This is a genomic window from Agrococcus sp. AC640b (assembly GCF_979255995.1).
Genome location: NZ_CEEDMM010000044.1, coordinates 191,028 through 213,890, shown reverse-complemented (window position 1 = coordinate 213,890; position 22,863 = coordinate 191,028). Strand labels below are relative to the sequence as shown.

At 73.7% G+C, this 22,863-nt stretch carries 23 protein-coding genes; 7 read left to right on the top strand and 16 right to left on the bottom strand.

The window, feature by feature from the left end:
- From ACZ6H8_RS16165 to ACZ6H8_RS16155, 3 genes are all read right to left on the bottom strand, one after another.
- A partial coding sequence (locus ACZ6H8_RS16165; protein ID WP_464147974.1) for a sensor histidine kinase occupies nt 1-997 on the bottom strand: 997 nt, incomplete at its 3' end.
- A gap of 5 nt (nt 998-1,002) precedes the next feature.
- Nucleotides 1,003-1,803, bottom strand: coding sequence for an ABC transporter permease (locus ACZ6H8_RS16160; RefSeq protein ID WP_464147973.1), 801 nt, complete (start codon nt 1,801-1,803; stop codon nt 1,003-1,005).
- Nucleotides 1,804-1,854: 51 nt separating this feature from the next.
- Nucleotides 1,855-2,757 (bottom strand): ABC transporter ATP-binding protein, encoded by a 903-nt coding sequence (locus ACZ6H8_RS16155; RefSeq protein WP_464147971.1) that lies wholly within the window; start codon nt 2,755-2,757, stop codon nt 1,855-1,857.
- A gap of 197 nt (nt 2,758-2,954) precedes the next feature.
- Between ACZ6H8_RS16155 and ACZ6H8_RS16150 the strand changes: the two genes are divergently transcribed.
- The 3 genes from ACZ6H8_RS16150 to ACZ6H8_RS16140 are packed head-to-tail and all read left to right on the top strand — an operon-like array spanning nt 2,955 to nt 5,751.
- Nucleotides 2,955-3,926 carry an ABC transporter substrate-binding protein gene (locus ACZ6H8_RS16150; RefSeq protein ID WP_464147970.1) on the top strand — a complete coding sequence of 324 codons (972 nt, stop codon included), beginning with the start codon at nt 2,955-2,957 and terminating at the stop codon, nt 3,924-3,926.
- 32 nt (nt 3,927-3,958) lie between these two features.
- Nucleotides 3,959-4,984 carry a putative F420-0 ABC transporter permease subunit gene (locus ACZ6H8_RS16145; protein ID WP_464147969.1) on the top strand — a complete coding sequence of 342 codons (1,026 nt, stop codon included), beginning with the start codon at nt 3,959-3,961 and terminating at the stop codon, nt 4,982-4,984.
- Nucleotides 4,981-5,751: an ABC transporter ATP-binding protein gene (locus ACZ6H8_RS16140; protein ID WP_464147968.1), complete on the top strand. Its 771-nt coding sequence runs from the start codon at nt 4,981-4,983 to the stop codon at nt 5,749-5,751. The genes ACZ6H8_RS16145 and ACZ6H8_RS16140 overlap by 4 nt, the downstream gene beginning before the upstream one ends.
- Before the next feature lie 109 nt (nt 5,752-5,860).
- Here ACZ6H8_RS16140 and ACZ6H8_RS16135 read toward each other — a convergent pair whose 3' ends face one another.
- From ACZ6H8_RS16135 to ACZ6H8_RS16110, 6 genes are all read right to left on the bottom strand, one after another.
- Nucleotides 5,861-8,155 (bottom strand): DUF4129 domain-containing transglutaminase family protein, encoded by a 2,295-nt coding sequence (locus ACZ6H8_RS16135; protein ID WP_464147967.1) that lies wholly within the window; start codon nt 8,153-8,155, stop codon nt 5,861-5,863.
- Nucleotides 8,152-9,225: a DUF58 domain-containing protein gene (locus ACZ6H8_RS16130; RefSeq protein WP_464147966.1), complete on the bottom strand. Its 1,074-nt coding sequence runs from the start codon at nt 9,223-9,225 to the stop codon at nt 8,152-8,154. The genes ACZ6H8_RS16135 and ACZ6H8_RS16130 overlap by 4 nt, the downstream gene beginning before the upstream one ends.
- Nucleotides 9,225-10,154 (bottom strand): AAA family ATPase, encoded by a 930-nt coding sequence (locus ACZ6H8_RS16125; RefSeq protein WP_464147965.1) that lies wholly within the window; start codon nt 10,152-10,154, stop codon nt 9,225-9,227. The genes ACZ6H8_RS16130 and ACZ6H8_RS16125 overlap by 1 nt, the downstream gene beginning before the upstream one ends.
- 17 nt (nt 10,155-10,171) lie before the next feature.
- Nucleotides 10,172-10,996 carry a coenzyme F420-0:L-glutamate ligase gene (gene cofE, locus ACZ6H8_RS16120; RefSeq protein ID WP_464147964.1) on the bottom strand — a complete coding sequence of 275 codons (825 nt, stop codon included), beginning with the start codon at nt 10,994-10,996 and terminating at the stop codon, nt 10,172-10,174.
- A gap of 31 nt (nt 10,997-11,027) precedes the next feature.
- Nucleotides 11,028-11,510, bottom strand: a complete 483-nt coding sequence (coaD, locus tag ACZ6H8_RS16115) for a pantetheine-phosphate adenylyltransferase (RefSeq protein ID WP_464147963.1) — start codon at nt 11,508-11,510, stop codon at nt 11,028-11,030.
- Between the two features lie 129 nt (nt 11,511-11,639).
- On the bottom strand, nt 11,640-13,832 hold the full coding sequence (locus ACZ6H8_RS16110; protein WP_464147962.1) for an ATP-dependent DNA helicase RecG: 2,193 nt from the start codon (nt 13,830-13,832) through the stop codon (nt 11,640-11,642).
- A gap of 65 nt (nt 13,833-13,897) precedes the next feature.
- Between ACZ6H8_RS16110 and rsmD the strand changes: the two genes are divergently transcribed.
- Nucleotides 13,898-14,506, top strand: a complete 609-nt coding sequence (rsmD, locus tag ACZ6H8_RS16105) for a 16S rRNA (guanine(966)-N(2))-methyltransferase RsmD (RefSeq protein ID WP_464147961.1) — start codon at nt 13,898-13,900, stop codon at nt 14,504-14,506.
- Here rsmD and ACZ6H8_RS16100 read toward each other — a convergent pair.
- Nucleotides 14,503-15,207, bottom strand: coding sequence for a hypothetical protein (locus ACZ6H8_RS16100; protein ID WP_464147960.1), 705 nt, complete (start codon nt 15,205-15,207; stop codon nt 14,503-14,505). The two genes, rsmD and ACZ6H8_RS16100, sit on opposite strands and share 4 nt — an antisense overlap.
- 159 nt (nt 15,208-15,366) lie before the next feature.
- Nucleotides 15,367-16,395, bottom strand: coding sequence for a thiamine-phosphate kinase (thiL, locus tag ACZ6H8_RS16095; protein ID WP_464147959.1), 1,029 nt, complete (start codon nt 16,393-16,395; stop codon nt 15,367-15,369).
- A 23-nt stretch (nt 16,396-16,418) separates the two neighbouring features.
- Here thiL and ACZ6H8_RS16090 point away from each other — a divergent pair, with 23 nt between their 5' ends.
- The 3 genes from ACZ6H8_RS16090 (at nt 16,419) to ACZ6H8_RS16080 (ending at nt 19,284) form a co-directional block, all read left to right on the top strand.
- A complete protein-coding gene (locus ACZ6H8_RS16090; protein WP_464147958.1) occupies nt 16,419-16,904 on the top strand; it encodes a DUF3515 family protein in 486 nt (161 codons plus the stop codon).
- 81 nt (nt 16,905-16,985) lie between these two features.
- On the top strand, nt 16,986-17,609 hold the full coding sequence (locus ACZ6H8_RS16085) for an exonuclease domain-containing protein (RefSeq protein WP_464147957.1): 624 nt from the start codon (nt 16,986-16,988) through the stop codon (nt 17,607-17,609).
- 166 nt (nt 17,610-17,775) lie between these two features.
- A complete protein-coding gene (locus tag ACZ6H8_RS16080) occupies nt 17,776-19,284 on the top strand; it encodes a DNA recombination protein RmuC (protein WP_464147955.1) in 1,509 nt (502 codons plus the stop codon).
- 60 nt (nt 19,285-19,344) lie between these two features.
- Here ACZ6H8_RS16080 and ACZ6H8_RS16075 read toward each other — a convergent pair whose 3' ends face one another.
- The 5 genes from ACZ6H8_RS16075 to ACZ6H8_RS16055 all read right to left on the bottom strand — a co-directional run bounded on the left by ACZ6H8_RS16075 (nt 19,345) and on the right by ACZ6H8_RS16055 (nt 22,845).
- On the bottom strand, nt 19,345-19,974 hold the full coding sequence (locus ACZ6H8_RS16075; protein ID WP_464147954.1) for a CoA transferase subunit B: 630 nt from the start codon (nt 19,972-19,974) through the stop codon (nt 19,345-19,347).
- A 1-nt stretch (nt 19,975) separates the two neighbouring features.
- The gene (locus ACZ6H8_RS16070; RefSeq protein ID WP_464147953.1) at nt 19,976-20,746 is read right to left on the bottom strand and encodes a CoA transferase subunit A; all 771 of its coding nucleotides are present in this window, start codon (nt 20,744-20,746) and stop codon (nt 19,976-19,978) included.
- 91 nt (nt 20,747-20,837) lie between these two features.
- Nucleotides 20,838-21,584, bottom strand: a complete 747-nt coding sequence (locus ACZ6H8_RS16065) for a 3-hydroxybutyrate dehydrogenase (protein WP_464147952.1) — start codon at nt 21,582-21,584, stop codon at nt 20,838-20,840.
- 240 nt (nt 21,585-21,824) lie between these two features.
- Nucleotides 21,825-22,307, bottom strand: a complete 483-nt coding sequence (locus ACZ6H8_RS16060; protein ID WP_464147951.1) for a hypothetical protein — start codon at nt 22,305-22,307, stop codon at nt 21,825-21,827.
- Nucleotides 22,294-22,845, bottom strand: coding sequence for a signal peptidase I (locus tag ACZ6H8_RS16055; protein WP_464147950.1), 552 nt, complete (start codon nt 22,843-22,845; stop codon nt 22,294-22,296). The genes ACZ6H8_RS16060 and ACZ6H8_RS16055 overlap by 14 nt, the downstream gene beginning before the upstream one ends.
- Nucleotides 22,846-22,863 lie beyond the last annotated feature (18 nt).

The following is a 22,863-nucleotide window of genomic DNA, read 5'->3' as shown; positions in this document are numbered from 1 at the left end:
ACCCTCCCCCGCGCTCCGCCCCGCCGACGCCGTCGTCGGCGACCGTCACGGCATCCTCGTCGACGACGATCGTGCACGACGACGCGCGCGCATGCCGCACGACGTTCGTCACCGCCTCGCGCACGACGTAGCCGAAGAGCGTCGCCGTGGCGTCGTCGACGCTCGGCATCGCGCTCGGCGTCGTCGGCTGCACACCGGCGGCGAGCAGCACGGAGCGCGCGCTCGCGACCTCGGTCGCGACCCGCACCTCCTGCATGCCGCTCGAGGTCGCGCGCACGTCGGCGAGCGCCTGACGCGCGATGGCCTCGACCTCGCCGAGCTCCTGCTGCACCCTCGCGGGGTCGCGCTCCACGAGCCTCGCCGCCAGCTGGGTCTTCACGGCGATCGCCGTGAGCGAATGCCCGAGGATGTCGTGCAGGTCGCGGCCGATGCGCGCACGCTCCGCGGCGACCGCGAGCGTCGCGACCCGCTGCTCCGCCTCTCGCAGCCTCGCGCTGCGGTCGAAGATCACGAGGGCGAGCGACAGCGCGACGCCGCCGACGAGCGCGAACAGCGACAGCAGCATCGGCGTGAACGCGCCGACGAGGCCCGAGGCGAGCGCCGCGGCGCCCGCGCCGACGACGACGACGGGGATCGCGGCGCGCACCGGCAGCAGCACCGCCGCAGCCATCGCGGGGTAGATCGTGAAGTTGAGCACGTCGATGCCGAGCGACGGCACGAGCGTCAGCAGCGACGCGGCGACGAGCGCGAGCCACGCGGCGCGACCCGCCACGGGCCAGGCGACGGCGTACGAGGAGCCGACGTAGACGACCGCGACCAGCGCGACGGCCGCGGCGGTCGCGGCGAGCCCGGCCGCCGTGCCGTCGCCGACGACGAACGGCATGAACGCGAAGGCCAGGAAGAACAGGTTCGGCAGCATGTAGTAGACGCCACCCGCGACCATGCGCTGCCAGATCGCCGACGCGGACGACCGGCGTGCGGCGGGCTGCTCGGCCACGGCGCTCACCGGCGCGACGTGCGCACCGCACGTCGGAAGCCGAGGACCGTCACGAGCCCGAGGATAGCGAGGCACCCGACGAGCACCGCGACGCCGACCCACGGCAGCTCGCCGCCGACGATGGGCCACTGGCCCAGCTGCACGATCCAGTGCGTCGGCAGCCACTGGCCGATCGCGACGAGCCACTCGGGGAACAGCTGCGAGGGGAAGATCATGCCGCCGGCGAGCGCGAGGAGCATCATGACGACGGTGAGCACCGCCTGCACGGCCTCGATCCTCACCCCCAGCGCGACCGCGACCCCCAGCAGCACCATGGGGGTCATCGCGAGCCACACGATCCCCGCGGACGCGATCAGGGAGCCGGCGTCGGCGACGACGCCCGTGAGCGCGCCTGCGACGTACACGACGGCGAGGGCGGGCAGCACCGCGAGCATCGCCGCGACGACCTTGCCGACGACGAACCCGGCTGGCGTGAGCGCCGTGAGCTGCAGCTGCCGGAACCATCCGGTGCGCCGTTCGACCTGCAGCAGCGCACCGCCGTTGATCGCGGCGCCGAAGGCGCCGTAGGAGCCGAGCGCGACCATCATGAGCGCGGCGACGTTCGTCTCGCCGACCCGCTGCTGCCCGAACAGCTGCGAGAACAGCAGGAACATCACGAGCGGGAACGCGATCGTGAACACGAGGAAGAAGACGTTGCGGGCCAGCTGCAGCGTCGCCTGGCCGACGTAGAAGACGGTCACGTCGCGCCGGGCGGGCGCTGGGGGCCTGGCTGCGAACGACGGGGTCGTGGCGGTGGTGGCGCTCATGGGGTGCTCCTGACGGTGATGTGCGTGCGTGCGGTGGATGCGATGCGCGGCTCAGCGCCGACTGGCGTCGCGGGAGGTCAGCTCGACGAAGACGTCCTCGAGGCGCGCGCTCGCGACCTCCACGTCGCTCGCGCCATCGGCGAGCAGCGCCCGCAGCACGGCGTCCGAGTCGCGAGCGCGCAGCGTCACGATGCCGTCGCGCTCGACGACGTCGGCGATGCCTGGCAGCGCGCGCCACGCGTCGGTCGCGGGGCGGAAGGTCACGGATCGCCCGCCGGCCGACCTGCGGATCTCCTCGCCCGTGCCGTCGGCGACGACGCGGCCGGCAGCGAGCACGACGACGCGGTCGGCGATCGCGTCGGCCTCGTCGAGGTAGTGGGTGGCGAAGACGATCGTGCGACCCGACTCGGCCAGGCGGCGCATCGTCGCCCAGAACGCGCGCCGGGCCTCGACGTCGAGCCCCACGGTCGGCTCGTCGAGCAGCAGCAGGCTCGGGTCGGGCAGCAGCGCGAGCGCGAGCCGCACGCGCTGCGCCTGGCCACCGGAGAGCTTCGCGACGGGCGACCGCAGCACGTCCGACAGGTCGGCGGCCTCGACGACGGCGGCGATGGAGAGCGGATGCACGTGGAGGCCGCGCATGAGTCGCAGCAGCGTGCGCACGTCGACGTCGTCGAGCAGCGCGCCCGACTGCAGCATCGCGCCGACGAGTCCGCTGCGCACGGCGTCGACCGGCGAGCGGCCGAGCACCGTCGCCGAGCCGGCGTCGGGCTGCTGCAGACCGAGCATCATCTCGGTCGTCGTCGACTTGCCAGCCCCGTTGGGGCCCAGCAGCGCGACGACGCTGCCCTGCTCGATCTCGAGGTCGAGGGCATCGACGGCGGTCGTCGAGCCGAAGCGGCGGGTGACCCCCGTCAGACGCACCGCGGGGTGCTGGCGTGCTGGTGTCTCGTGCATGGCTCCAGCCTCGCCACCGGCGCCGTCGGGCACGATGCCGCGCCGTCACGATCCCACCGTGACGAACGTCACGGTCGCGGTGCACGCCGGTGTCGGACGGCGGCGGATGCGCGGCTAGGCTTGAGGATGCGCCGGGCACTATCACCGCGCGCGAACCCGTCACCACGTTCGCGCCAGCATGCCCGGAAGGTCTCCCGATGCGCCGCTCCCTCACCGCCGTCGTCCTCGTCCTCGCCCTCGCGGGGTGCGCCTCCACGTCTGGCACCTCGGCATCCTCGCCCCCGCCGTCGGCATCCGACGACGCCGCGAGCGGCGTCTCGGTGTCGAACTGCGGCTTCGACGCCGCGTTCGACGCCGTCCCCGAGCGGGTCGTGACGATCAAGTCGTCGACGACCGAGGCCCTCGTGGCCCTGGGGCTCGCCGACCGCATCGTCGGCACGGCGTTCCAGGACGGCCCGCTGCCCGCAGGCCTCGAGGTCGACGAGCCGCTGCCCGTCATCGACGAGCGGATGCCGGGTGCCGAGTCGGTGCTGGCCCTCGAGCCCGACCTCATCTTCTCCGGCTGGGAGTCGGCCTTCGCCGCCGACGCGGTCGGCACGCGCGACGAGCTCGCCGAGCTCGGCGTCGACACGTACGTGTGGCCGACCGCGTGCATGAGCGCCGACGCCCCCACCGAGGTCACGTTCGACGCGATCGCCGACGAGGTCGAGCAGCTCGCCGACATCTTCGACGTCGACGCCTCGGGCGTGCTCGCCGACCAGCAGGCGATGCTCGACGACGTCCGCGCCGACGACCGCGACCTCACGGCGCTGTGGTGGTCGTCGGGCACCGAGACGCCGTACGTGGGCGCGGGCCAGGGTGCGCCCGAGCTCATCCTCGACACCGCGGGACTCACGAACATCGCGAGCGACCTCGAGGGCGGGTGGTCGCCGTACGGCTGGGAGTCGGTGCTCGCCGCCGACCCCGACGTGCTCGTGATCGTCGACAGCGACTGGAACACGGCAGCGCACAAGATCGAGTACCTCGAGGCCGACCCGACGCTGTCGCAGCTGACGGCCGTGCAGCAGCACCGCTACGTCGTCGTGCCGTTCGCGGCGTCCGAGGCGGGCGTGCGCACGGCGGAGGCTGCCCAGTCGGTGGCGCTGCAGGTCTCCGAGATCGCGCTGTAGACCGGGCGCGGGCACGACGGCGGGATCTGCAGGTGGAGGCGAGCACGAGGGGCAGGCGCGTCGCGATCGGCGCGATCGCGCTCGCCGTCGCCACCCCCATCCTCGCGACCCTCGCCGTCGTGCTCGGCGCGGCCGACCTGTCGTTCGCCGACGTGTGGGCGACGATCGGCGCCCACGTCGGCATCGGCCAGCCCGTGCTCTCCCCCATCGAGGACGGCATCGTGTGGCAGCGGCGCGTGCCACGTGTGCTCGTCGCGATCGCGGTCGGGGCGGGGCTCGCGGTCTGCGGCGCCGTCATGCAGTCGGTGACCCGCAACCCGCTCGCCGACCCGTACCTGCTGGGTCTGTCGAGCGGGGCGTCGCTCGGGGCGGTGTGCGCGCTGCTGCTCGGCATCGCCATCCCGCTGCCCGTCGCGGCGTTCGGCGGCGCCGCGCTCGCCCTCGCCCTCACCGTCGGGCTCGCGAGCGCGATCGGCCAGGTGACGCCGACGCGCACGGTGCTCGCCGGCCTGGCCGTGTCGTCGATGCTCGGCGCCGTGACGAGCCTCGTGATCTTCTGGGTCGTCACGGGCGACTCCTACCGCGAGATCCTCGGCTGGCTCATGGGCACCCTCGCCGCCGCCAGGTGGGATGCGGTGTGGCTGACGTGGGCGGGGCTCGTCGCGATCGTCGTCCCCATCGTGCTCATGGCGCGCAGGCTCGACGCGTTCGCGTTCGGCGACCGGCACGCCGCGTCGCTCGGCATCCACCCCGGCCGCACGCGACTGCTGCTGCTGGCGGCGACGGCGCTGCTCACGGGCATCCTCGTGTCGGTCTCCGGCGCGATCGGCTTCGTCGGGCTCATCGTCCCCCACGCGGTGCGGCTGCTGACGGGGCCGGGGCATCGGGCGCTGCTGCCGCTGTCGGCGCTCGCCGGTGGCATCGTGCTGCTCGTCGCCGACACGATCGCCCGCACGGCGTTCGAGCCGCGCGAGCTGCCCGTCGGCATCGTCACGGCCCTCGTCGGCGCCCCCGCGTTCGCCGCGATCCTGCTGCGGCAGCGGCGGTCGTCGGCATGACGCTCGAGACGCGCGGGCTCGTCGTCGACATCGACGGCACCCGCATCCTGCACGGCATCGACCTCGTCGTGCCCTCCACGGGCCTCACGGCCCTCGTCGGCCCGAACGGCTCGGGCAAGTCCACGCTCCTGCGGCAGCTGACGGGCGTCGAGACCCCCACGGTCGGCGACGTGCTGCTCGACGGCGCGAGCCTGCGCTCCCTCGGTCGGCGCGAGCGCGCGCGCCGCATCGCCGTCGTCGAGCAGGAGGCGGCGAGCGAGCTCGCGCTCACGTGCCTCGAGGTGGCGATGCTCGGCCGCATGCCGCATCAGGGGCTGCTGGGCGCGACGAGCCGCGAGGACCGCGTCGTGGCGGAGGACGCGCTGGCGCGCGCGGGCGCGGCCGCGTGGGCGGCGCGGTCGTTCGCGTCGCTGTCGGGCGGCGAGCGGCAACGCGTGCGACTCGCGGCGGCGCTCGCGCAGCAGCCGCGCATCCTCGTGCTCGACGAGCCCACGAACCACCTCGACGTGCGCGCCTCGCTCGAGACGGTCGCGCTGCTGCGTGCGCTCGCCGACGACGGCGTCACGGTCGTCGCCGCGCTGCACGACCTCACGCTCGCAGGGTGGGCGGATCACGTCGCGCTGCTCGCCGACGGGCGCCTCGCCGCGGCGGGGCCCGTGACGCAGGTGCTGACCGCCGACCGGATCGCGGCCGTCTACGACGTGCGCGCGCACGTCGGGCCCGACCCGCTCACGGGCAGACCGGCCGTGACGGTCGCGCTGCCCTGACGCACGCGATGACGCGCAGCGGGGTGCCGAGGGACATGCTCCCTCGAGCCGCCGCTCAGCGTCACATCGTGCCCGACGCGTCGGCGCCCCGGCCGCTCTGGTCGAGGCGTCAGCGCACGGCATCCTCGTGCTCGACGCTCGGCGCACGCCACACGCGCAGCAGGCTCGGCGGCACGAGCGTGCGCAGCAGCAGCTCGCGTGCCGGGATCGTGCGGCGGATGCCCGCGATCACCGCCCGTGCATCGTCCGCGTGCGTCGTCGACGCCTCGCCCGCGAACCGCTCCCGCTCGGCAGCGTCGCGCAGTCGGTGCAGCGCGGCACGCTCGCGCTCGCGCAGCGGCAGCGCCGCGACGGCCGCCGCGATCTCGCCGGGCGTCCGCGACGTCGGCACGCGACGACCGGCATCCGCGAGCGTCGCCTGCACCTCCCACAGCGCACCGCCCGCGCCCTCGGCGATGCGACGGCGCCGCAGCACGGCACGCACCGACGCCGGCGCGACCACGAGCAGCAGCAGCGCCAGCGCAGGCAGCAGCACCCGCAGCGCCCCCACGCCGTCGCCCTGCTGCTCGCCGAGCGAGTCCGACCCGACCGTCGGGGTCGGCTCCGCGCCAGGGTCGGCCGACGGGGACGCGGACGGCGCAGCCGACGTCGGCGCGCTCGGCGCAGGAGGCGTGGGCGTCGGCAGCTCCGGCTGCTCCGTCGCACCCGTCTCGTCGTCGTCGTCCGCCGACGCGACCGTGCCGCCCGCCGCGATCCCCGGCGTCGTGTCGAACGGCACCCAGCCGTAGCCGTCGAACCACAGCTCGGCCCACGCGTGCATGTCGTTCGTCGTCACCGAGTACGTGCCGTCGGCGTCGTCGTCGGTGCCGGGCAGGAAGCCGATCGACACCCGCGCCGGGATGTCGGCGGCGCGCGCCATGATCGCCATCGACGACGCGTAGTGCACGCAGTAGCCCGAGCGGGCCTCCATGAACGACTCCAGGGCTCCCCACTGCCCGCCCTCCGTCGTGCCGAACCCGTCGAGCGGCACCCGCTCGGAGTACGACCACGAGTCGTCGGTCATGAAGTCGGCCAGCTGCTGCGCACGCTCGAGCGGCGGCGCATCCTCGTCGACGACGTCGGCGGCGAGATCGGCGAAGTAGGCGGCGTCGGCGGGCACCTCGAGCGCATCCTGCGCACCCGTCGCCGTCGGCGACTCCCCGTCGGGGATCGGCGTCGGTCGCACGCTCGCGACCTCGTACGTCTGGTCGGCGAGCGACACGAGGCGGTCGGGGTCGGTGAAGCCGATCGACTGCGACGCGGGATCCCAGCGCCACGTGCCCGAGAAGTCGCCCGTCGACGTCGCCTGCACCGGGATGGGCACGTTGCCGATGAACGCGCGCCCGAGCGTGAACCGCGTCGAGATGGGCTCCCCGGGCCCCACGCCACCGAGGTCGCCGAACGACGGCGTCAGCTCGCCGCGCGTCTCGACGAACCCGTCGTCGCCGATGCCCTGCAGCGCCGTGAGCCGCGTGAGCGTGGGCAGGCCGTCGCTGGGCACGTAGTCGAAGATGCGCACGGGTGCGCCGCGCTGCAGGTCGGCCCCCAGGTCGATGCCCGTCGACAGCTGCGGCGGCCCCGACGCGGCGCCCGACCCTCCCCCCGTCCCCTGCAGCCAGCTCGGCCACGCGATGTCCACGTCGCGCGGCGCGGGCAGCACGGCGGGTGCCAGCAGCGCGGCGACGCCCACGACGGCGCCCGCCACGACCGCGCGCCGCCGGATGCGACCCGCCTGCCCCAGCACGAGCACCGCGACCATCGCGGCGGCGACGGGCAGCAGCGACGACACCTGCACCTCGACGCGGAACGCCATCGGCAGGAACGCGGGGGCGATGAGCGGGGCCGCGGCGAGCGCGGGCGCGCCGAGCGCGAGCAGCGCGTCGACGAGCAGCACGAGCAGCAGCACGGCGACGAGGATGAGCGCCACGACCTCCGGCGACCCCTCGAAGGGCACGGCCGGCGCGTACAGCACCTGCATGAGGCCGTCGAGCAGCACGGCACCCGACTCGGCGATCGACGCCCGCGTGGGCACGACGCCCAGCAGGGCCTCACCGGGTGCCGTCGCGGCCGTGAGCCACAGCACGGCGACGACGAGCGCCGGCAGCGTCGCGACGAGCCGAGCGCCCAGCAGCCGAGCGAGCACCGTGACGAGCGCGAGCACGACGGCGAACGCGACGGCGATCGCCGGCCATCCGCCGTCGATCGTCGACGTCCACGGCACGAGCGACGCCGGCACGGCGACGGCCACGAGGAGCCCGCGCAGCCACACCGCTGCCGAGCGTGCGCGCCGCCCGGACGCGGGCTGCTCGGTGCGCGGCTCGACGGCGGGCTCCATCGTGGGATGCGTCGTCGGCGCGAGCGTCATCGCGACCTCCGCGCCTCGAACGGGTGCCCCGCCGACCATCGCATGTGGCGCACCTGCCTCGGCACGGTGCGTGCGTCGTCGGTGACCGACCAGACGGTCGAGCCGGGTGCGAGGTCCGGCACGAGCCGCTGCAGCTGCGGGCTGCCGAGGCCCGCGACGACGATCGCCGGGCCTCGCTCCATGCGGCGCGCGCCCACGAGGTGCGTCGTCTCGAGCCGCGCGCACGCGTCGAGCAGCGTCGTGCGGCCGTGGATGCGATCCTCGTCGAGCTGCGCGGCGCCCGTCTCGAGCACCTCGATCTGCAGCCCCTGCGCGGCGACGGCGAGGCACAGCGAGGCGAATGCGCGCACGCCCTCGTCGAACTCGTCGTCGTCGCGCCAGCCGGTCGCGAGCGTGTCGAGCACGATCACGACCCTCGGCGTCGCGGGCGGCTGCTCCTGGCGCACCATGAGGCTGCCGTGCCTGGCGGTCTGCCGCCAGTGGATGCGCCGCATCGGGTCGCCTGCGCGATAGTCGCGCACGATCTGGTCGACGAGGTCGCCCTGCCCGACCCTGCTCGACGACGCGTCGATGCCGTGGCCCAGCACCGCGGCCGCGGGCAGCGGCGTCGTGCGAGGGCCGACGACGAGCTCGCCGAGCGTCGTGAGCCGTCTCGTCGACAGCCACGCACCCAGCGGGTCGCGCCGGCGCACGCGGATGGGGCCGAGGCGGTGCACGCCGCGATGCGGCGCGTAGACGCGCAGGTGCGCGTCGGCGCCGTCGAGCCGATCCCAGGAGAACGTCACGGGATCCAGCGACGTCTGCGGCCGCCACCAGCCGTCCGCGTACGCCTCCGGCAGCCGCACGGGCACGTCGAGGTCGGCGCCCTCGACCGTCACGGCAGGCGGCGACCACGTCACCTCGGTGCCGGCGCGCGCGACGACGAGCAGCACGAGACCGGCCACGACGACGCCGCCTGCGAGCACCGCGGGCACGATGAGCGCGGCCTGCAGCGACCAGTAGGCGACGACGCCGAGCACGGTAGCGGCGCACACGAGCGCGAGGCCGCGCACCGTGAGCCGCAGCCGCATCACCGAGCCCGGGGAGCCGGCGTCGTGTCGAGCACGCGGTCGACGACCTGCAGTGCGTCGTCGACCGTGGCCGCCTGATCGTGCAGCAGGATGCGGTGCGGCAGCACACGGCGGGCGAGCAGCTTCACGTCGTCAGGCGACAGCCAGTCGCGCCCCTCGAGGTGCGCGCGCGACTTCGCGGCGCGCAGCAGCTGCAGCGTCGCCCGCGGGCTCGCGCCGATGCGCACGACCTGCTGCTCGCGCGTCGTGCGCACGATGCGCACGGCGTACTGCTCGACGAGCTCATGCGCACGCACGGCGTGCGCCGCGTCGATCTCGCACTGGAACTCGTCTGCAGAGACGACGGTGCGCAGGTCGGTGAGCGGCGTGTGCGTCTTGCGGGCCTGCACCATGCGCAGCTCTGCTGCGGCGTCCGGGTAGCCGAGCTGCAGCCGCACCATGAAGCGGTCGCGCTGCGCCTCCGGCAGCGCGTAGGTGCCGTCCATGTCGATCGGGTTCTGCGTCGCGATGACCATGAACGGACGAGGCAGGCGATGCGTGACGCCGTCGACGGTCACCTGCCCCTCCTCCATGCACTCCAGCAGCGCCGACTGCGTCTTCGGGCTCGCACGGTTGATCTCGTCGGCGATGACGATGTTCGAGAACACGGGGCCCGGCGTGAACTCGAAGCGTCCCTCGCGCTGGTCGTAGATCGACACGCCCGTGATGTCGCTCGGCAGCAGGTCGGGCGTGAACTGGATGCGGTGCACGCTGCCGCCGATCGCCGCGGCGAACGCCCTCGCGAGCTGCGTCTTGCCGACGCCGGGGACGTCCTCGAGGAGGATGTGCCCCTCCGAGAGCAGGACCGTCAGCACGGTGCGGATCTCGTCGGGCTTGCCGTCGATCACGGTGCCGACGGCACCCTCGACGGCCTCTGCGAGCTCGGTCATCACACCCCCTGGGCCGCTCAGTCTGGCATGGCGGGCTGTGCGCGCCCGGGGCTCTCCCCGACGTGCGGACCCGCGTCGCCATGGCGGGCGGCGAGGCCGGCTGCGAAGCCCTCGGCGTGCGCCTCCGCCGAGCCGAGTCGGAACATGTCGCTGTCGGCATCGCGCACGAGCCGCCTCGCGCCTGGCTCGTCGAGTCCCGTCACATGCCTGCCGAGGCCCCGCACGATCGAGACGGGACGCCCGCTCGTCTTGCCCGCGACGAGCTCGGCGGTCGACGCGATCTCGTCGGCGACGGCAGCGGCGCTCACGACCAGCGGGCGCCCGTGCGTGTCGACGCTGCCGGCGAGCGGCTCGATGACGCGCACGCCCGCGGCGCCGATCGCGACGTCGGTCTGCCCCGCGCGCCACGGCCTGCCGAACGTGTCGGTCACGATCACCCCCACCGCGACGCCGAACCGCTCGCGCAGCGCCGAGGCGATCGCGAGCGCCGACGCGTCGGGGTCGAGCGGCAGCAGCAGGATGGTGCCGTCCGGCGTGTTCGACGCATCGACGCCCGCCGCCGCCATCACGAAGCCGTTGCGATCCTGCACGATGCGCGTCACCCCGCCCGCGTGCGCACGGCTCGCGACGACCCGCACCGTCTCGTCGGTGATCGCCTGCTCGCGATCGGCCGCGTGCCGCACACGGCCCTCCGCCTTCGAGACGACCTTGCTCGTCACCACCACGACGTCGCCGTCGGCGGGCGCGTGGGGCGCGATCGCGTCGCCGACGATGCGCGCGAGGTCGTCGCCGGGCTGGATCTCGCCGATGCCATCGACCGACCACGCCTCGAGCCGCGTCACGGGCGCCAGCCCATCCCGCTGCCTGGGCGCGTCACGTGCGCTGCAGGAAGGTCGCCACCGCCCGCGGCACGTACGGGCTCACGTCGCCGCCCAGGCGAGCCACCTGCCGCACGAGGCTCGACGAGACGTGCGCGTTCTCCGGGTTCGGCAGCACGAACAGGGTCTCGACGCCCGCGAGGTCGCGGTTCACGATCGACATCGGCATCTCGTACGCGAGGTCGATCTGCGATCGGATGCCCTTGACGAGCACCTCCGCACCCACCTGCTGGCAGTAGTCGACGAGCAGCCCCATCGACCACGTGGCGACGGTGAACTGCCCCTGCAGCCGCGACTCCTCGATGGCACGCTCGATGAGCAGCTGCCGATCCGGGGCGGGCAGGAAGGCATCCTTGTCGGGATTGTGCACCACGAGCACATGCACCTCGTCGAAGATGCGCGCGGCGCGCGAGATGACATCCAGGTGACCGAGGGTCACGGGGTCGTAGGAGCCGGGCACGACGGCGATGCGGGGCATGACACCACCCTATCGAGACTCGTGTGTCGAACATGTTGCGAGGTGCGGTTGCTGCACTCAGGTGCTGTTGCAACCGCACCCCGATGCACCACGCGCACCTCGCGACGGATGGGTGGGGCGGAGGAGCGACTACGCCGACGTGAGCGCCGCACGCGCGTCGGGGTCGAGGCGCCGGTGCACCGCGAGGCGCAGCGCACCGTGGCCCTCGAGCCGCGGATCTGCGGCGAGCACGCCCAGCGCCGCGTCGCGCGCAGCCTCGATGATCGCGCGGTCGCGCGTCACGCGCAGCAGCCGCAGGCTCGAGCGCCCGCCCGACTGCGTCGTGCCCAGCACGTCGCCCTCGCGACGATGCTCGAGGTCGATCTCGGCGAGCGCGAACCCGTCGAGCGTCGCCGCCACCGCCTCCACGCGCTCTCGCGCCGGCGTGTCGAGCTCGGCCGTCGTGCGCAGCAGGCACAGCCCCGCGTGCGCGCCACGGCCGACGCGGCCTCGCAGCTGATGCAGCTGCGAGACCCCGAAGCGGTCGGCGTCGAGCACGACCATCGTCGTCGCGTTCGGCACGTCGACGCCCACCTCGATCACCGTCGTCGCCACGACGACGCCCACCGTGCCCGCGACGACCGCGCGCATGACGGCATCCTTCTCGTCCGACGGCATCGCACCGGTCAGCGACTCCACGCGCGTGCCCTGCAGCCCCGGATGCGTGCGCAGCAGCCGCGTCCACGTCTCGACGTCGGCGAGCGGTGCACGCCCCTCGCCCTCGTCGTCCTCCGGCATCCCCCGCTCGACGTCGCCTGGCGCGATCGCCGGGCACACGACGAACGCCTGCCGTCCCTTTGCGACCTCCTCGGCCACCCGATGCCAGACGCGCTGGTCGACGGCACGCGGCGCCTCGGGGCCGACGACGTGCGTCTGGATGGGCGAGCGGCCGGGCGGCAGGGTGCGGATCGTCGACACGTCGAGGTCGCCGAACGCCGTCATCGCGATCGTGCGCGGAATGGGCGTCGCCGTGAGCACGAGCGTGTGCGGCGCGACGCCCTTCTGCCGCAGCGTCTCTCGCTGCTCGACGCCGAAGCGGTGCTGCTCGTCGATGACGACGAGGCCGAGGTCGACGAACTGCACCCGATCCGACAGCAGCGCGTGCGTGCCCACGACGATGCGCGACTGCCCCGCTGCGATCGCCAGCAGCGCGCGCCGCTGCTCCGCAGCCGGCATCTGGCCCGTGAGGAGCACGGGATGCAGCTCCGCGGCGAGGTCGGGCCCGAGCGTCGCGACGATCGAGCGCAGGTGCTGGCTCGCGAGCACCTCGGTCGGCGCGAGCAGCGCCGACTGCCCACCCGACTCGGCGACGGCGAGCATCGCTCGGATGGCGACGAGCGTCTTGCCGGAGCCGACCTCGCCCTGCACGAGTCGATGCATCGACGTCCGGTGCGCGAGGTCGGCCTGCACCTCGTCGCCCACGGTGCGCTGATCGGGCGTGAGCTCGTACGGCAGGGAGGCGTCGAGCCGCTCGAGCAGGCGTCCGGCCGGCCGCGGCGTCGACGGCAGCGACTGCATCCACGCGCGCGTCGCGAGCAGGTACGTCTCGAGCAGGAACGCCTCCTGCCAGCGCAGCGTGTGCAGCGCCGCATGGCCCGCCGCCTCGCTCTCGGGCCGATGGGTGCGCTCGAGCGCCGTGCGCAGCGGCAGCAGCCGGTGGGCGTCGCGCACGGCATCCGGCACGGGATCGGCGATGGGCCCGAGGTCGTCGAGCACCTGGCCGATGAGGGCACGCAGGTCCTTCGACGGCAGCGTCGCGGTCGCCGGGTACACGGGGATGATCTCGCTCGCCCACGCCGTCGGATCCGCGCCCTCGTCGTCGAACGGCTCGAACTCGGGATGCGTCAGCTGGCGCTGGTCGCGGAAGACGCTCACGGTGCCCGAGAACATGGCGGTCACGCCGCGCTGCAGCTGCCCCTCGACCCAGCGCTGGTTGAAGAACGTGAGCTGCAGCACGTCGGATCCGTCGGAGATGTCGACGGTCGTGACGACGAGCGGACGCCCGCGGCGGTCGCGCCTGCCGGTCTCGCGCGTGCCGACCGAGCGCACCTCGGCGACGACGGTCACATGGTCGCCGACCTGCAGCTGCGACAGGTCGGTGAGCTCGCCGCGCGTGACGTAGCGGCGCGGCACGTGCATGACGAGGTCGCCGACGCGCTCGTACCCGAAGGCGCGCTTGAGTCGGTCGGCGGTCTTCTTGCCCACGGCGATCTGCAGCGACCGCTCGAGCCCATCCGGCACGGCGCCGTCGGCGCTCGGCACGTCGGCTGGGCGTTCGGTCACGGCAGCCAGCGTAGGCGACGCGTGCGACGCGCCGGGCGCGGGGCGGCGTGCGCGAGGATGGGGGCGTGACGCGCATCATCGCAGGGCTCGCCGGATCGTTGACCCTCAAGGTCCCGGACGCCGGCACGCGCCCCACGTCGGATCGGGTGCGCGAGTCGATCTTCTCCGCCCTCGACGCCCGAGCCCTCTGCGATGGCGCGCACGTGCTCGACCTCTTCGCAGGCTCGGGTGCGCTCGGCCTCGAGGCCGCCAGCCGGGGCGCGGCATCCGTCGTGCTCGTCGACTCGGGAAGGCAGGCGGCGAAGGTCGCGCAGCGCAACGCGGACGCCGTGGCGAAGGCCGGGGCGGAGCGCGCGCAGGTCGTCGCGCAGCCGGCGCTCGCATATCTCGGGCAGACGACGCGCACCTTCGACCTCGTCTTCGTGGATCCGCCGTACGACCTGCCGGCCGCGCAGGTGGCTGCCGTGCTGCAGGCGCTCGTGCCCACGCTCGTCGACGATGCGCTCGTCGTGCTCGAGCAGGCGACGCGGGCCGGCTCCCCCGAGCTGCCGAGCGACCTCGTGCTCGATCGCACGCGCACCTACGGCGACACGGCAGTGCACTGGCTCGTGCGGCGCACGCCGGCGGACGGCGACGACGCGACGCTCGCCGACGTCGCGACCGAGGACGGCTAGCGCGAGGGACGCGTGGCGTCGGGCGGGTCGAGCCAGTCGACGTCGTGAGCCCGGCGGGGCGCCTCGCTGCCCGGAACGGGTGGGCACGCGACGCGGTGCCGTGCGCGCAGGCGATCGAGGAGGGCGCGGATGCGGCCCGGCTGCTCCATCCGCTGCGCCATCGGGCCGTCGAGCCCCATGGGCAGGAGCGCGAGCGTGGCATCGCCGTCGTCGATCGGACGCAGCTCCACGCCGAAGCCGTCGTCGCGCCTGGCGATCTCGCGCACCGACGACCACGGACGCCGCATGAGACCGATCGCCTCGCCCGAGCGCGCCGTCCACAGCCCGAAGCCCTCCTCGTCGTCGACGAGCACGAGGATCGGCGAGACGAGCGCCCGCGGGCCGAGCCACCGGCTGGATCCCAGCGCATCGGGGCGCAGCACCGTGACGACCGACTCCGGCGGCGCAGCCGCGGCGACGACGTCGCGGAGCCGCCGCAGTCGGCGACCGCGCCCGTGCAGGGCGAGCAGGACGACCGGGACGATGCATGCGAGCTGCGCCGCGAGCAGCGGCAGCTGCCAGGTGCCGAGGCCCTCCCGCGCGAGGACGACGCTCGTCGCGACCGCGGCGACCGCGAGCGTCGAGGCCGCGGCGAGCACCAGGACGGTGCGACGCCGACGGCGCGCCCGCTCGGGAGCATCGGGGCCGAACCATGCGGTCATGCCTGCAGTCGACCACAGACGCGACGCCGTGTGCCAGCGATTCGCCGTCGCGGGGTGCGCTTCGCCAGCTCAGGTGCGCGGAGACCCGCACCTGAGCTGGACAGACGCACCTCGCACCGGGAAGCGCACCTCGCAACGGCACCGCGGGCGGCGGGCTCGTCAGCCGGCGAACGGATCCCAGCCGCGAGGATCGAGCGGCTCGCCGTCGAGCGTGACGCCTGCGCCCGCCTCCACGACGCCGATCTCGAGCACGCCCGTCGGCGCGACCGCCGACGCCGGCAGCGTCGCGAGCAGCGCATGGTCCTCGCCACCGTGCAGCACGTGCTCGAGCGGCGCCGCGAACCCGGCGAGCGGCGCTCCGCGCAGCGCGATCCGCACGCCGGAGGCCGCCGCGATGCGGGAGGCATCGAGCGCGAGCGCATCGGAGACGTCGAGCATCGCCGTCGCCCCAGCCTCCGCCAGCACGGGCCCCATCGCGATGGGCGGCGCGGGTGCGAGCTGCGCCCTCACCGCACGCGGATGCTCGACGCGGAGGCGCGCAGCAGCCTCCGCCGACTCCACGCCGTCGACGATCGCATGGGCGAACAGCAGCGCGACCCCCTCGCCCGCCGAGCCCAGGTCGCCTGCGACGACGACGCGGTCGCCGACCTGTGCTCCCGAGCGCAGCACGGGCGCGCGTCCATCGAGCGAGCCGAACGCCGTCACCGCGATCACGGCGGTCGTCGACGTCGTGAGGTCGCCGCCCACGACGCCGCAGCCGGGCGCCAACGCATCCACGGCGTCCGCGAGCCCGTCCGCGAACGCCTCCAGGTCGCTCACGAGCGTCGCACCCGGCACCGCGAGCGCGACGACGAGCGCCGTGGGGCGCGCCCCCATCGCCGCGACGTCGGCGAGGTTCGTCGCCGCAGCCTTCGCTCCGAGGTCGCGCCACGTCGACCATGCGGCGCGGAAGTCGGGGCCCTCGAGCATCGTGTCGGTCGTGACGACGAACGAGCCGTCCGCGCGCACGACCGCTGCGTCGTCGCCAGGGCCCACGAGGGTGTCGTCGCCCGCCGGGAGCCTCGGGATGATGCGCGCGAGCGCCGCACGCTCCCCCACCTCGGCGACCGTCGCGGCAGCGGCGTCCCCGCCGTGCGACGCCCGCTCGTCGGCGGCGTCTGCGGGCGTCGGCTGGTCGGTCGCTGGCACGCCACGACGATAGCCTGAGAGCGATGCGCCGCTCCCCGATCGCCCTCGCCCTCGCCGGGCTCGCGGCAGCGACGCTCACCGCATGCGCGCCCACCGTCTCGCTCGAGCCTGCCGAGGGCGCCACGGATCCGGCGTGCGCCTCCGTCATCGTCGCCCTGCCGGACGTGCTCGCAGAGGGGCAGGTCGGCGGCCCCCTCCCCGAACGCACCGTCGACGCGCAGGCGACGGCAGCGTGGGGCGAGCCGACGGCCGTGACGCTGCGCTGCGGCGTGCCGCTGCCCGCACCGTCGACGGCGACCTGCCTCACGATCGAGGACGTCGACTGGATCGACGTCACCGAGGAGGGCTCGGAGGCGCAGACGTACGTCACCTACGGTCGCGAGCCCGCCGTCGAGGTCGTCATCGACCCCGAGATCATCTCCGGCGGCACGGTGCTGGGCGAGCTGTCGCGTCAGGTCGCGGTCACCGACGAGGTCGGCTCGTGCATCTCCCCCGCCGACGCGCCGTGACCGGCGTGCATCCCACCGTCGCCGTCCGCCGCGCCGCCGAGCCGCGCCGCCGCTGTCGGCGGTCGCTGCGAGGCTGATGGCATGGCGATCGACTTCACCGCGATCGACTTCGAGACCGCGAACGGCTCGCCGGCGTCGGCGTGCTCCGTCGGGCTCGTGAAGGTGCGCGACGGCCGCATCGTCGACCGCGCCTCCTGGCTCATCCGGCCCCCGCTCGGCCACGACGAGTTCTCGCACTGGAACGTGCGCATCCACGGCATCCAGGCGCACGACGTCGCGGCGGAGCCCCGCTGGGTCGACCAGCACGACCGCCTGCTGGGCTTCGTCGGCGACGACATCCTCGTGGCGCACAACGTGGGCTTCGACAAGGGCGTGCTCAAGGCGGCGTCGGTCGCGAGCGGGCGCGAGGTGCCCGAGACGCGGTGGACGTGCTCGCTGCGCATCGCGCGCAAGACCTACCACCTCGACTCCTACCGTCTGCCGGTCGCGGCGATGGCGGCCGGCTTCGAGGACTTCGCGCACCACGACGCCGCTGCGGATGCCGAGGCGTGCGCCACGATCGTGACGCACGCGGCCTCGCGCCACGGCGCGACCGACCTCGAGCACCTGGCGCGCATCTGCGCGACGCGCATCGAGCGGCTCGGACCCCTCGAGCACCAGCAGACGCTCGAGCGCGAGCCCGCCGACGCGTGGTGGCGTCCGTAGCCGAGCCCTCCGCTCGGCTTCCGAGGTGCGGTTGCTGCGCTGAGGTGCGGTTGCACCCGCACCTGAGTGCAGCAACCGCACCTCGCGACGCGTGCACGCGGGGGCGCGGCGGCGCGGCGCGGCGCGGCAGCGACCCCGTGTCGGCGGTCGTCGCCACACTGGAGGCATGGACCTCGGCCTCGCTCTCGCACTGCTCGTCGCCCTCCTCGTCGGAGCCGCGGCGGGCTGGTTCGCGTCCATGCTCGCGGCGCGCGCGAGGGCGAGCGAGTCGGCCGTCTCCGAGCAACAGGCCGAGCAGGAGCGCGCCTTCGCCCGCCAGCAGGAGCTGCACGAGCGCGAGCGCGTCGACGCCGAGCTCGCGGGGCTCCGGGCCGCCCACGAGTCGCTCGCGTCGCAGCACCGCGACGCGATCGAGGCGCGTGACGCCGCGCAGCGCGAGCGTGCAGGCCTCTCGGCCACGGTCGAGGCGCTGCGCGACCGGCTCGAGGTCGCGAAGTCGACGGCCGACGAGCAGACCGAGCGCGAGCGGCGCGAGTCGCGCGTCGCCGAGCAGATCGCTCCCATGAAGGAGGCGGTGACGAAGCTGCAGACGCAGCTCGTCGAGCTCGAGCGCCAGCGCAGCGAGCAGCACGGCTCCATCGCGCAGCAGCTGCACCAGTCGCTGCAGTCCGAGGAGCGGCTGCGCCAGACCGCGGAGTCGCTCGCGAGCGCCCTCTCGTCGAACTCCACGCGCGGCGTGTGGGGCGAGACGCAGCTGCGGCGCGTCGTGGAGTCGGCCGGTCTGCTCGAGCGCGTCGACTTCGACACGCAGTCGTCGTTCACCGCCGACGAGCGTCGCCTGCGCCCCGACATGGTCGTGCACCTGCCGGGCGGCAAGCACCTCGCGCTCGACGCGAAGGTGCCCTTCCGCGCCTACCTCGAGGCGTCGCGCATCCCGCTCACGGCCTCCGACGAGGAGCTCGCGCGTCGCGCGTCGCTCATGCAGGAGCACGTGAAGGCCATCCGCAGCCACGTCGACCAGCTCTCGAGCAAGCAGTACTGGGCGGGCATCGGCCCGAGCCCAGAGTTCGTCGTCGCCTTCATCCCGTCGGAGTCGCTCGTCTCGGCGGCGCTCGAGGCCGATCCGTCGATCATGGAGTACGCCTTCGGCAAGCGCGTCGCGCTCGCGAGCCCCGTCTCGCTGTGGTCGCTGCTGAAGTCGGTCGCGATCACGTGGAGCCAGGCGGCCGTCGCCGAGGACGCTGCACGCGTGCACGACCTGAGCCAGGAGCTGTACGACCGCATCGCGACGATGGCGGGCCACGTCGAGAAGGTGCGCTCGTCGCTCGAGTCGTCGGTGAAGCACTTCAACGCGTTCTCGTCGTCGCTCGAGTCGCGCGTGCTCGTGTCGGCGCGCAAGCTCGCTCGCCTCGATGCGCCGAAGCAGATCGTCGAGACGAACGAGATCGAGCACTCGCCGAAGCCGCTCACGGCGGCCGAGTTCACCGACATGACGATCGAGCCGGCCGACGCCGATGCCGAGGCGGCATCCGAGGGCGACGACTCGGCCGCCGAGCCGCGGTCGGCCGACGCCGCGAGCCCCACGCACGCCGACCTCGCGATCGACGAGCTGCTGCGCGACGAGTCGACGCGCACGGCAGCGCGCGACGACGAGTCGGCGACGCGCGCCGGCTGAGGCGACGCACGCACGACGCCCACCCCGAGCCGCTGCCGGGGTGGGCGTCGTGCGTCGCCGTCAGTCGAGGATGTCCGGCTCCGTCGCCGCCCGCACCTCGTCGAGGGTCACGCCGGGCGCGAGCTCCACGAGCCGCAGCCCCTCGTCGGTGACGTCGAGCACGGCGAGGTCGGTGATGATGCGATCGACGACGCCCCTGCCGGTGAGCGGCAGCGAGCACTCGGTCACGATCTTCGGGGTGCCGTCCTTCGCGACGTGCTCCATGAGCACGATGACGCGCTTCGCCCCGTGCACGAGGTCCATGGCGCCGCCTGGCCCCTTCACCATCTTGCCGGGGATCATCCAGTTCGCCAGGTCGCCTCCTGCCGACACCTGCATGGCCCCGAGGATCGCCGCGTCGATCTTGCCGCCGCGGATCATGCCGAACGACGTCGCCGAGTCGAAGAACGACGTGCCCGGCAGGGTCGTGACGGTCTCCTTGCCCGCGTTGATGAGGTCGGGGTCGAGGGCGTCCTCCGTCGGGTACGGGCCGACGCCGAGGATGCCGTTCTCGCTCTGCAGCACGACGGTGCGCCCCTCGGGCACGTAGTTCGGCACGAGCGTCGGCAGCCCGATGCCGAGGTTGACGTAGGCGCCGTCGTCGAGCTCCTGCGCTGCGCGTGCTGCCATCTCGTTCCGGGTGAGCGCCATGTCATGCCTCCTGGATGGTGCGTCGCTCGACGCGCTTCTCGATGTCGGTGCCCACCTCGAGCACGCGGTGCACGAACACGCCGGGCAGGTGGATCTGGTCGGGGTCGAGCTCGCCAGGCTCGACGAGCCGCTCGACCTGCGCGATGCACACCCGACCGGCCATGGCGGCCAGCGGCGAGAAGTTGCGAGCCGACTTGTTGAAGATGAGGTTGCCGTGCCGGTCGCCGACGGCGGCGTGCACGAGCGCGAAGTCGGTGCGGATCGCCTCCTCGAGCACGAAGTCGCGCAGCTCGCCGTCGACCTCGAACTGCTGCACCTGCTTCGGTCTCGACGCGACGGCGATCGAGCCGTCGGCGGCGTACACCTGCGGCAGACCACCGTCGGCGACCTGCGTGCCGACGCCCGTCTGCGTGAAGAACGCCGCGATGCCGCTGCCGCCGGCTCGCAGCCGCTCGGCGAGCGTGCCCTGCGGCGTGAGCTCGAGCTCGAGCTCGCCGGAGAGGTACCGGCGTGCGAACTCCTTGTTCTCGCCCACGTAGGACGAGGTCATCTTGTCGATCTGCCCGTTCGCGAGCAGCAGCCCGAGCCCCCAGTCGTCGACGCCGCAGTTGTTCGACGCGACCTGCAGACCCGTCACCCCGCGCTCCACGAGGGCTTCGATGAGCCCCATGGGGTTGCCGCACAGCCCGAACCCTCCGACGGCGAGCGTCGCGCCGTCGCCGATGTCGGCGACCGCCTCCGCCGCCGTCGCGACCGTCTTGTCGAAGCTCATGGCCTCTCCTCTCTTGCAGCCTCGTGGGCCGCGTCCTCGTCGCCTCGTACGACGGCGTCGATGCCGTCGCCGTGTCCGTGCTCGGCGCGCGTCATCGCGCGCTCCATCCACCGTCCATCGTGTACGACGCACCCGTCACCATGCCTGCGCTCGACCCGGCGAGCCATGTCGCGAGCGATGCGACCTCGTCGGGCTCGACGAGGCGCTTGATGGCCATCTCGGTGAGCATGATGCGCTCGACGACCTCCGACTCGGGGATGCCGTGCGTCGCGGCCTGGTCGGCGATCTGCCGTTCGACGAGCGCGGTGCGCACGTAGCCGGGGTCGATGCAGTTGCTCGTGATGCCGTGGGGTGCGCCTTCGAGCGCCGTCACCTTCGACAGGCCCTCGAGACCGTGCTTCGCGGCGACGTAGGCCGACTTGAACGCGGAGGCGCGCAGTCCGTGCACGCTCGAGAGGTTGATGACGCGGCCGAAGCCGCGCTCGACCATGCCGGGCATCGTGGCGCGCACGAGCAGGAACGGCGCCTCGAGCATGAGCTGCAGGATGCGGCGGAAGTCGGCGGGGTCGAGGTCGACGATGGGGCTGACGCGTTGGATGCCGGCGTTGTTCACGAGGATGTCGGCGTCGAGTCGGGTCGTCTCGAGCGCTGCGACGTCCAGGAGGTCGACGTGCCAGGGCTCGCCGCCGATCTCGGTCGCGAGCGCGGTGGCGGCGTCGGCGTCGAGGTCGGCGACGATCACGTGCGCCCCCTGCTCGGCGAAGGCGCGGGCGATCGCGGCGCCGATGCCGCTCGCGCCGCCGGTGACGAGCGCTCTGCGCCCTGCGAGGCCGGTCATGCCGAAGCCCTCCGCTGCGGCTCGCGATGCGACGGCCGTCGTGGGGATCTCGCGAAGGCAGGGGTGCGCATGGGTCGCCTCTCGACGTCGAGCGGAAGTGGGACATGAGACCGTCGGACGTCATCCGTGCGGCAGCCCCGTGCACCCTCAGCGTGCCGGTCGTGGCAGAGGAGTGCAACCGGTGCGTCGGAGGACGCTGCCGGTCGGACGCTGCGGTCGGTCCTGCCGAAGCCCCTCCGCTCAGCAGCTGCCGACGGCGTTGGCGACGACGGTGAACTCGTTCGACGTGAACGACCGCGTCCAACCGCCGAGGCTCACGGTGAAGACGGTGCGGAACACGCCGACGAGTGCTCCGTGCTGCATGGCCACCTGGTTGCCCGTGGGCGTCCGGACCGGTCCGACGTTCGACCAGGTGCTGCCGAGCAGTGCCCGCTGCTGCAGCTGCGCGGTGACGACGCCGGTCGACGGCAGGCTCAGCGTGTAGGTCGCCGTGAAGTCGAAGAGCGTCGCCGTGTAGCTGCACGAGACGACGGTCGGCGTCGTGAGCGTGGTGGCGGTGACGGTGGTCGTGGCGTGCTCGGCGTTCGTCCACGCCGCCTCGGTCGGCTGCACGCTCGTGACGCCGGTGACGACCGCGAGGAGTCCGAGCCCGAGCGCCGCCGCGCGCAGCCGCTGCGACCGTCGGCAGCGCAGCGCATCGACGTCGGCGTCATCGCCGCTCATGCGAGAGCACCTCCTCCGACGACGCATCCGGCTCGACGTCGAGCCGACGCGGCCAGAAGGCCCACGTCACGAGCACCGTCGCGCCGAGCGTGATGCCGCCGAGCACGAGCGGGTTCTGGAGCTGCACGACGACGGTGGCGAGTCCCGGCGCCGACCACAGCACCTCGCGCACCGTCGTCTCGACGTACGGGAACGGGTCGGGATCGACGTTGTCGTCGCCCTGCATCGTGAACGTGACCTGGTCGCCGTCCACGCCCTGGATCTCGAGGACGCGGTGGGTGACGGGCAGCTCCGGCGCGCGATCGACGGTCACGACGTCGCCGACCTCGATGTCGGTCGCGGGGATCTCGCGCACGAGCGCGATCGAGCCCGCGGGGATCGTCGGCGTCATGGACCCCGTGGCGAACATCACGATGGTGATCTTGAGGGCGAACGAGGCGATGACGAGCAGGATGCACACGAGTCCGCCGAGCGCGAGCACGTCGAGCAGGATGCTCGCGGCGATGCCCCGCGAGCGACGAGCGATGCCGCGGCTCATCGCCTCCCTCCCCCGTGG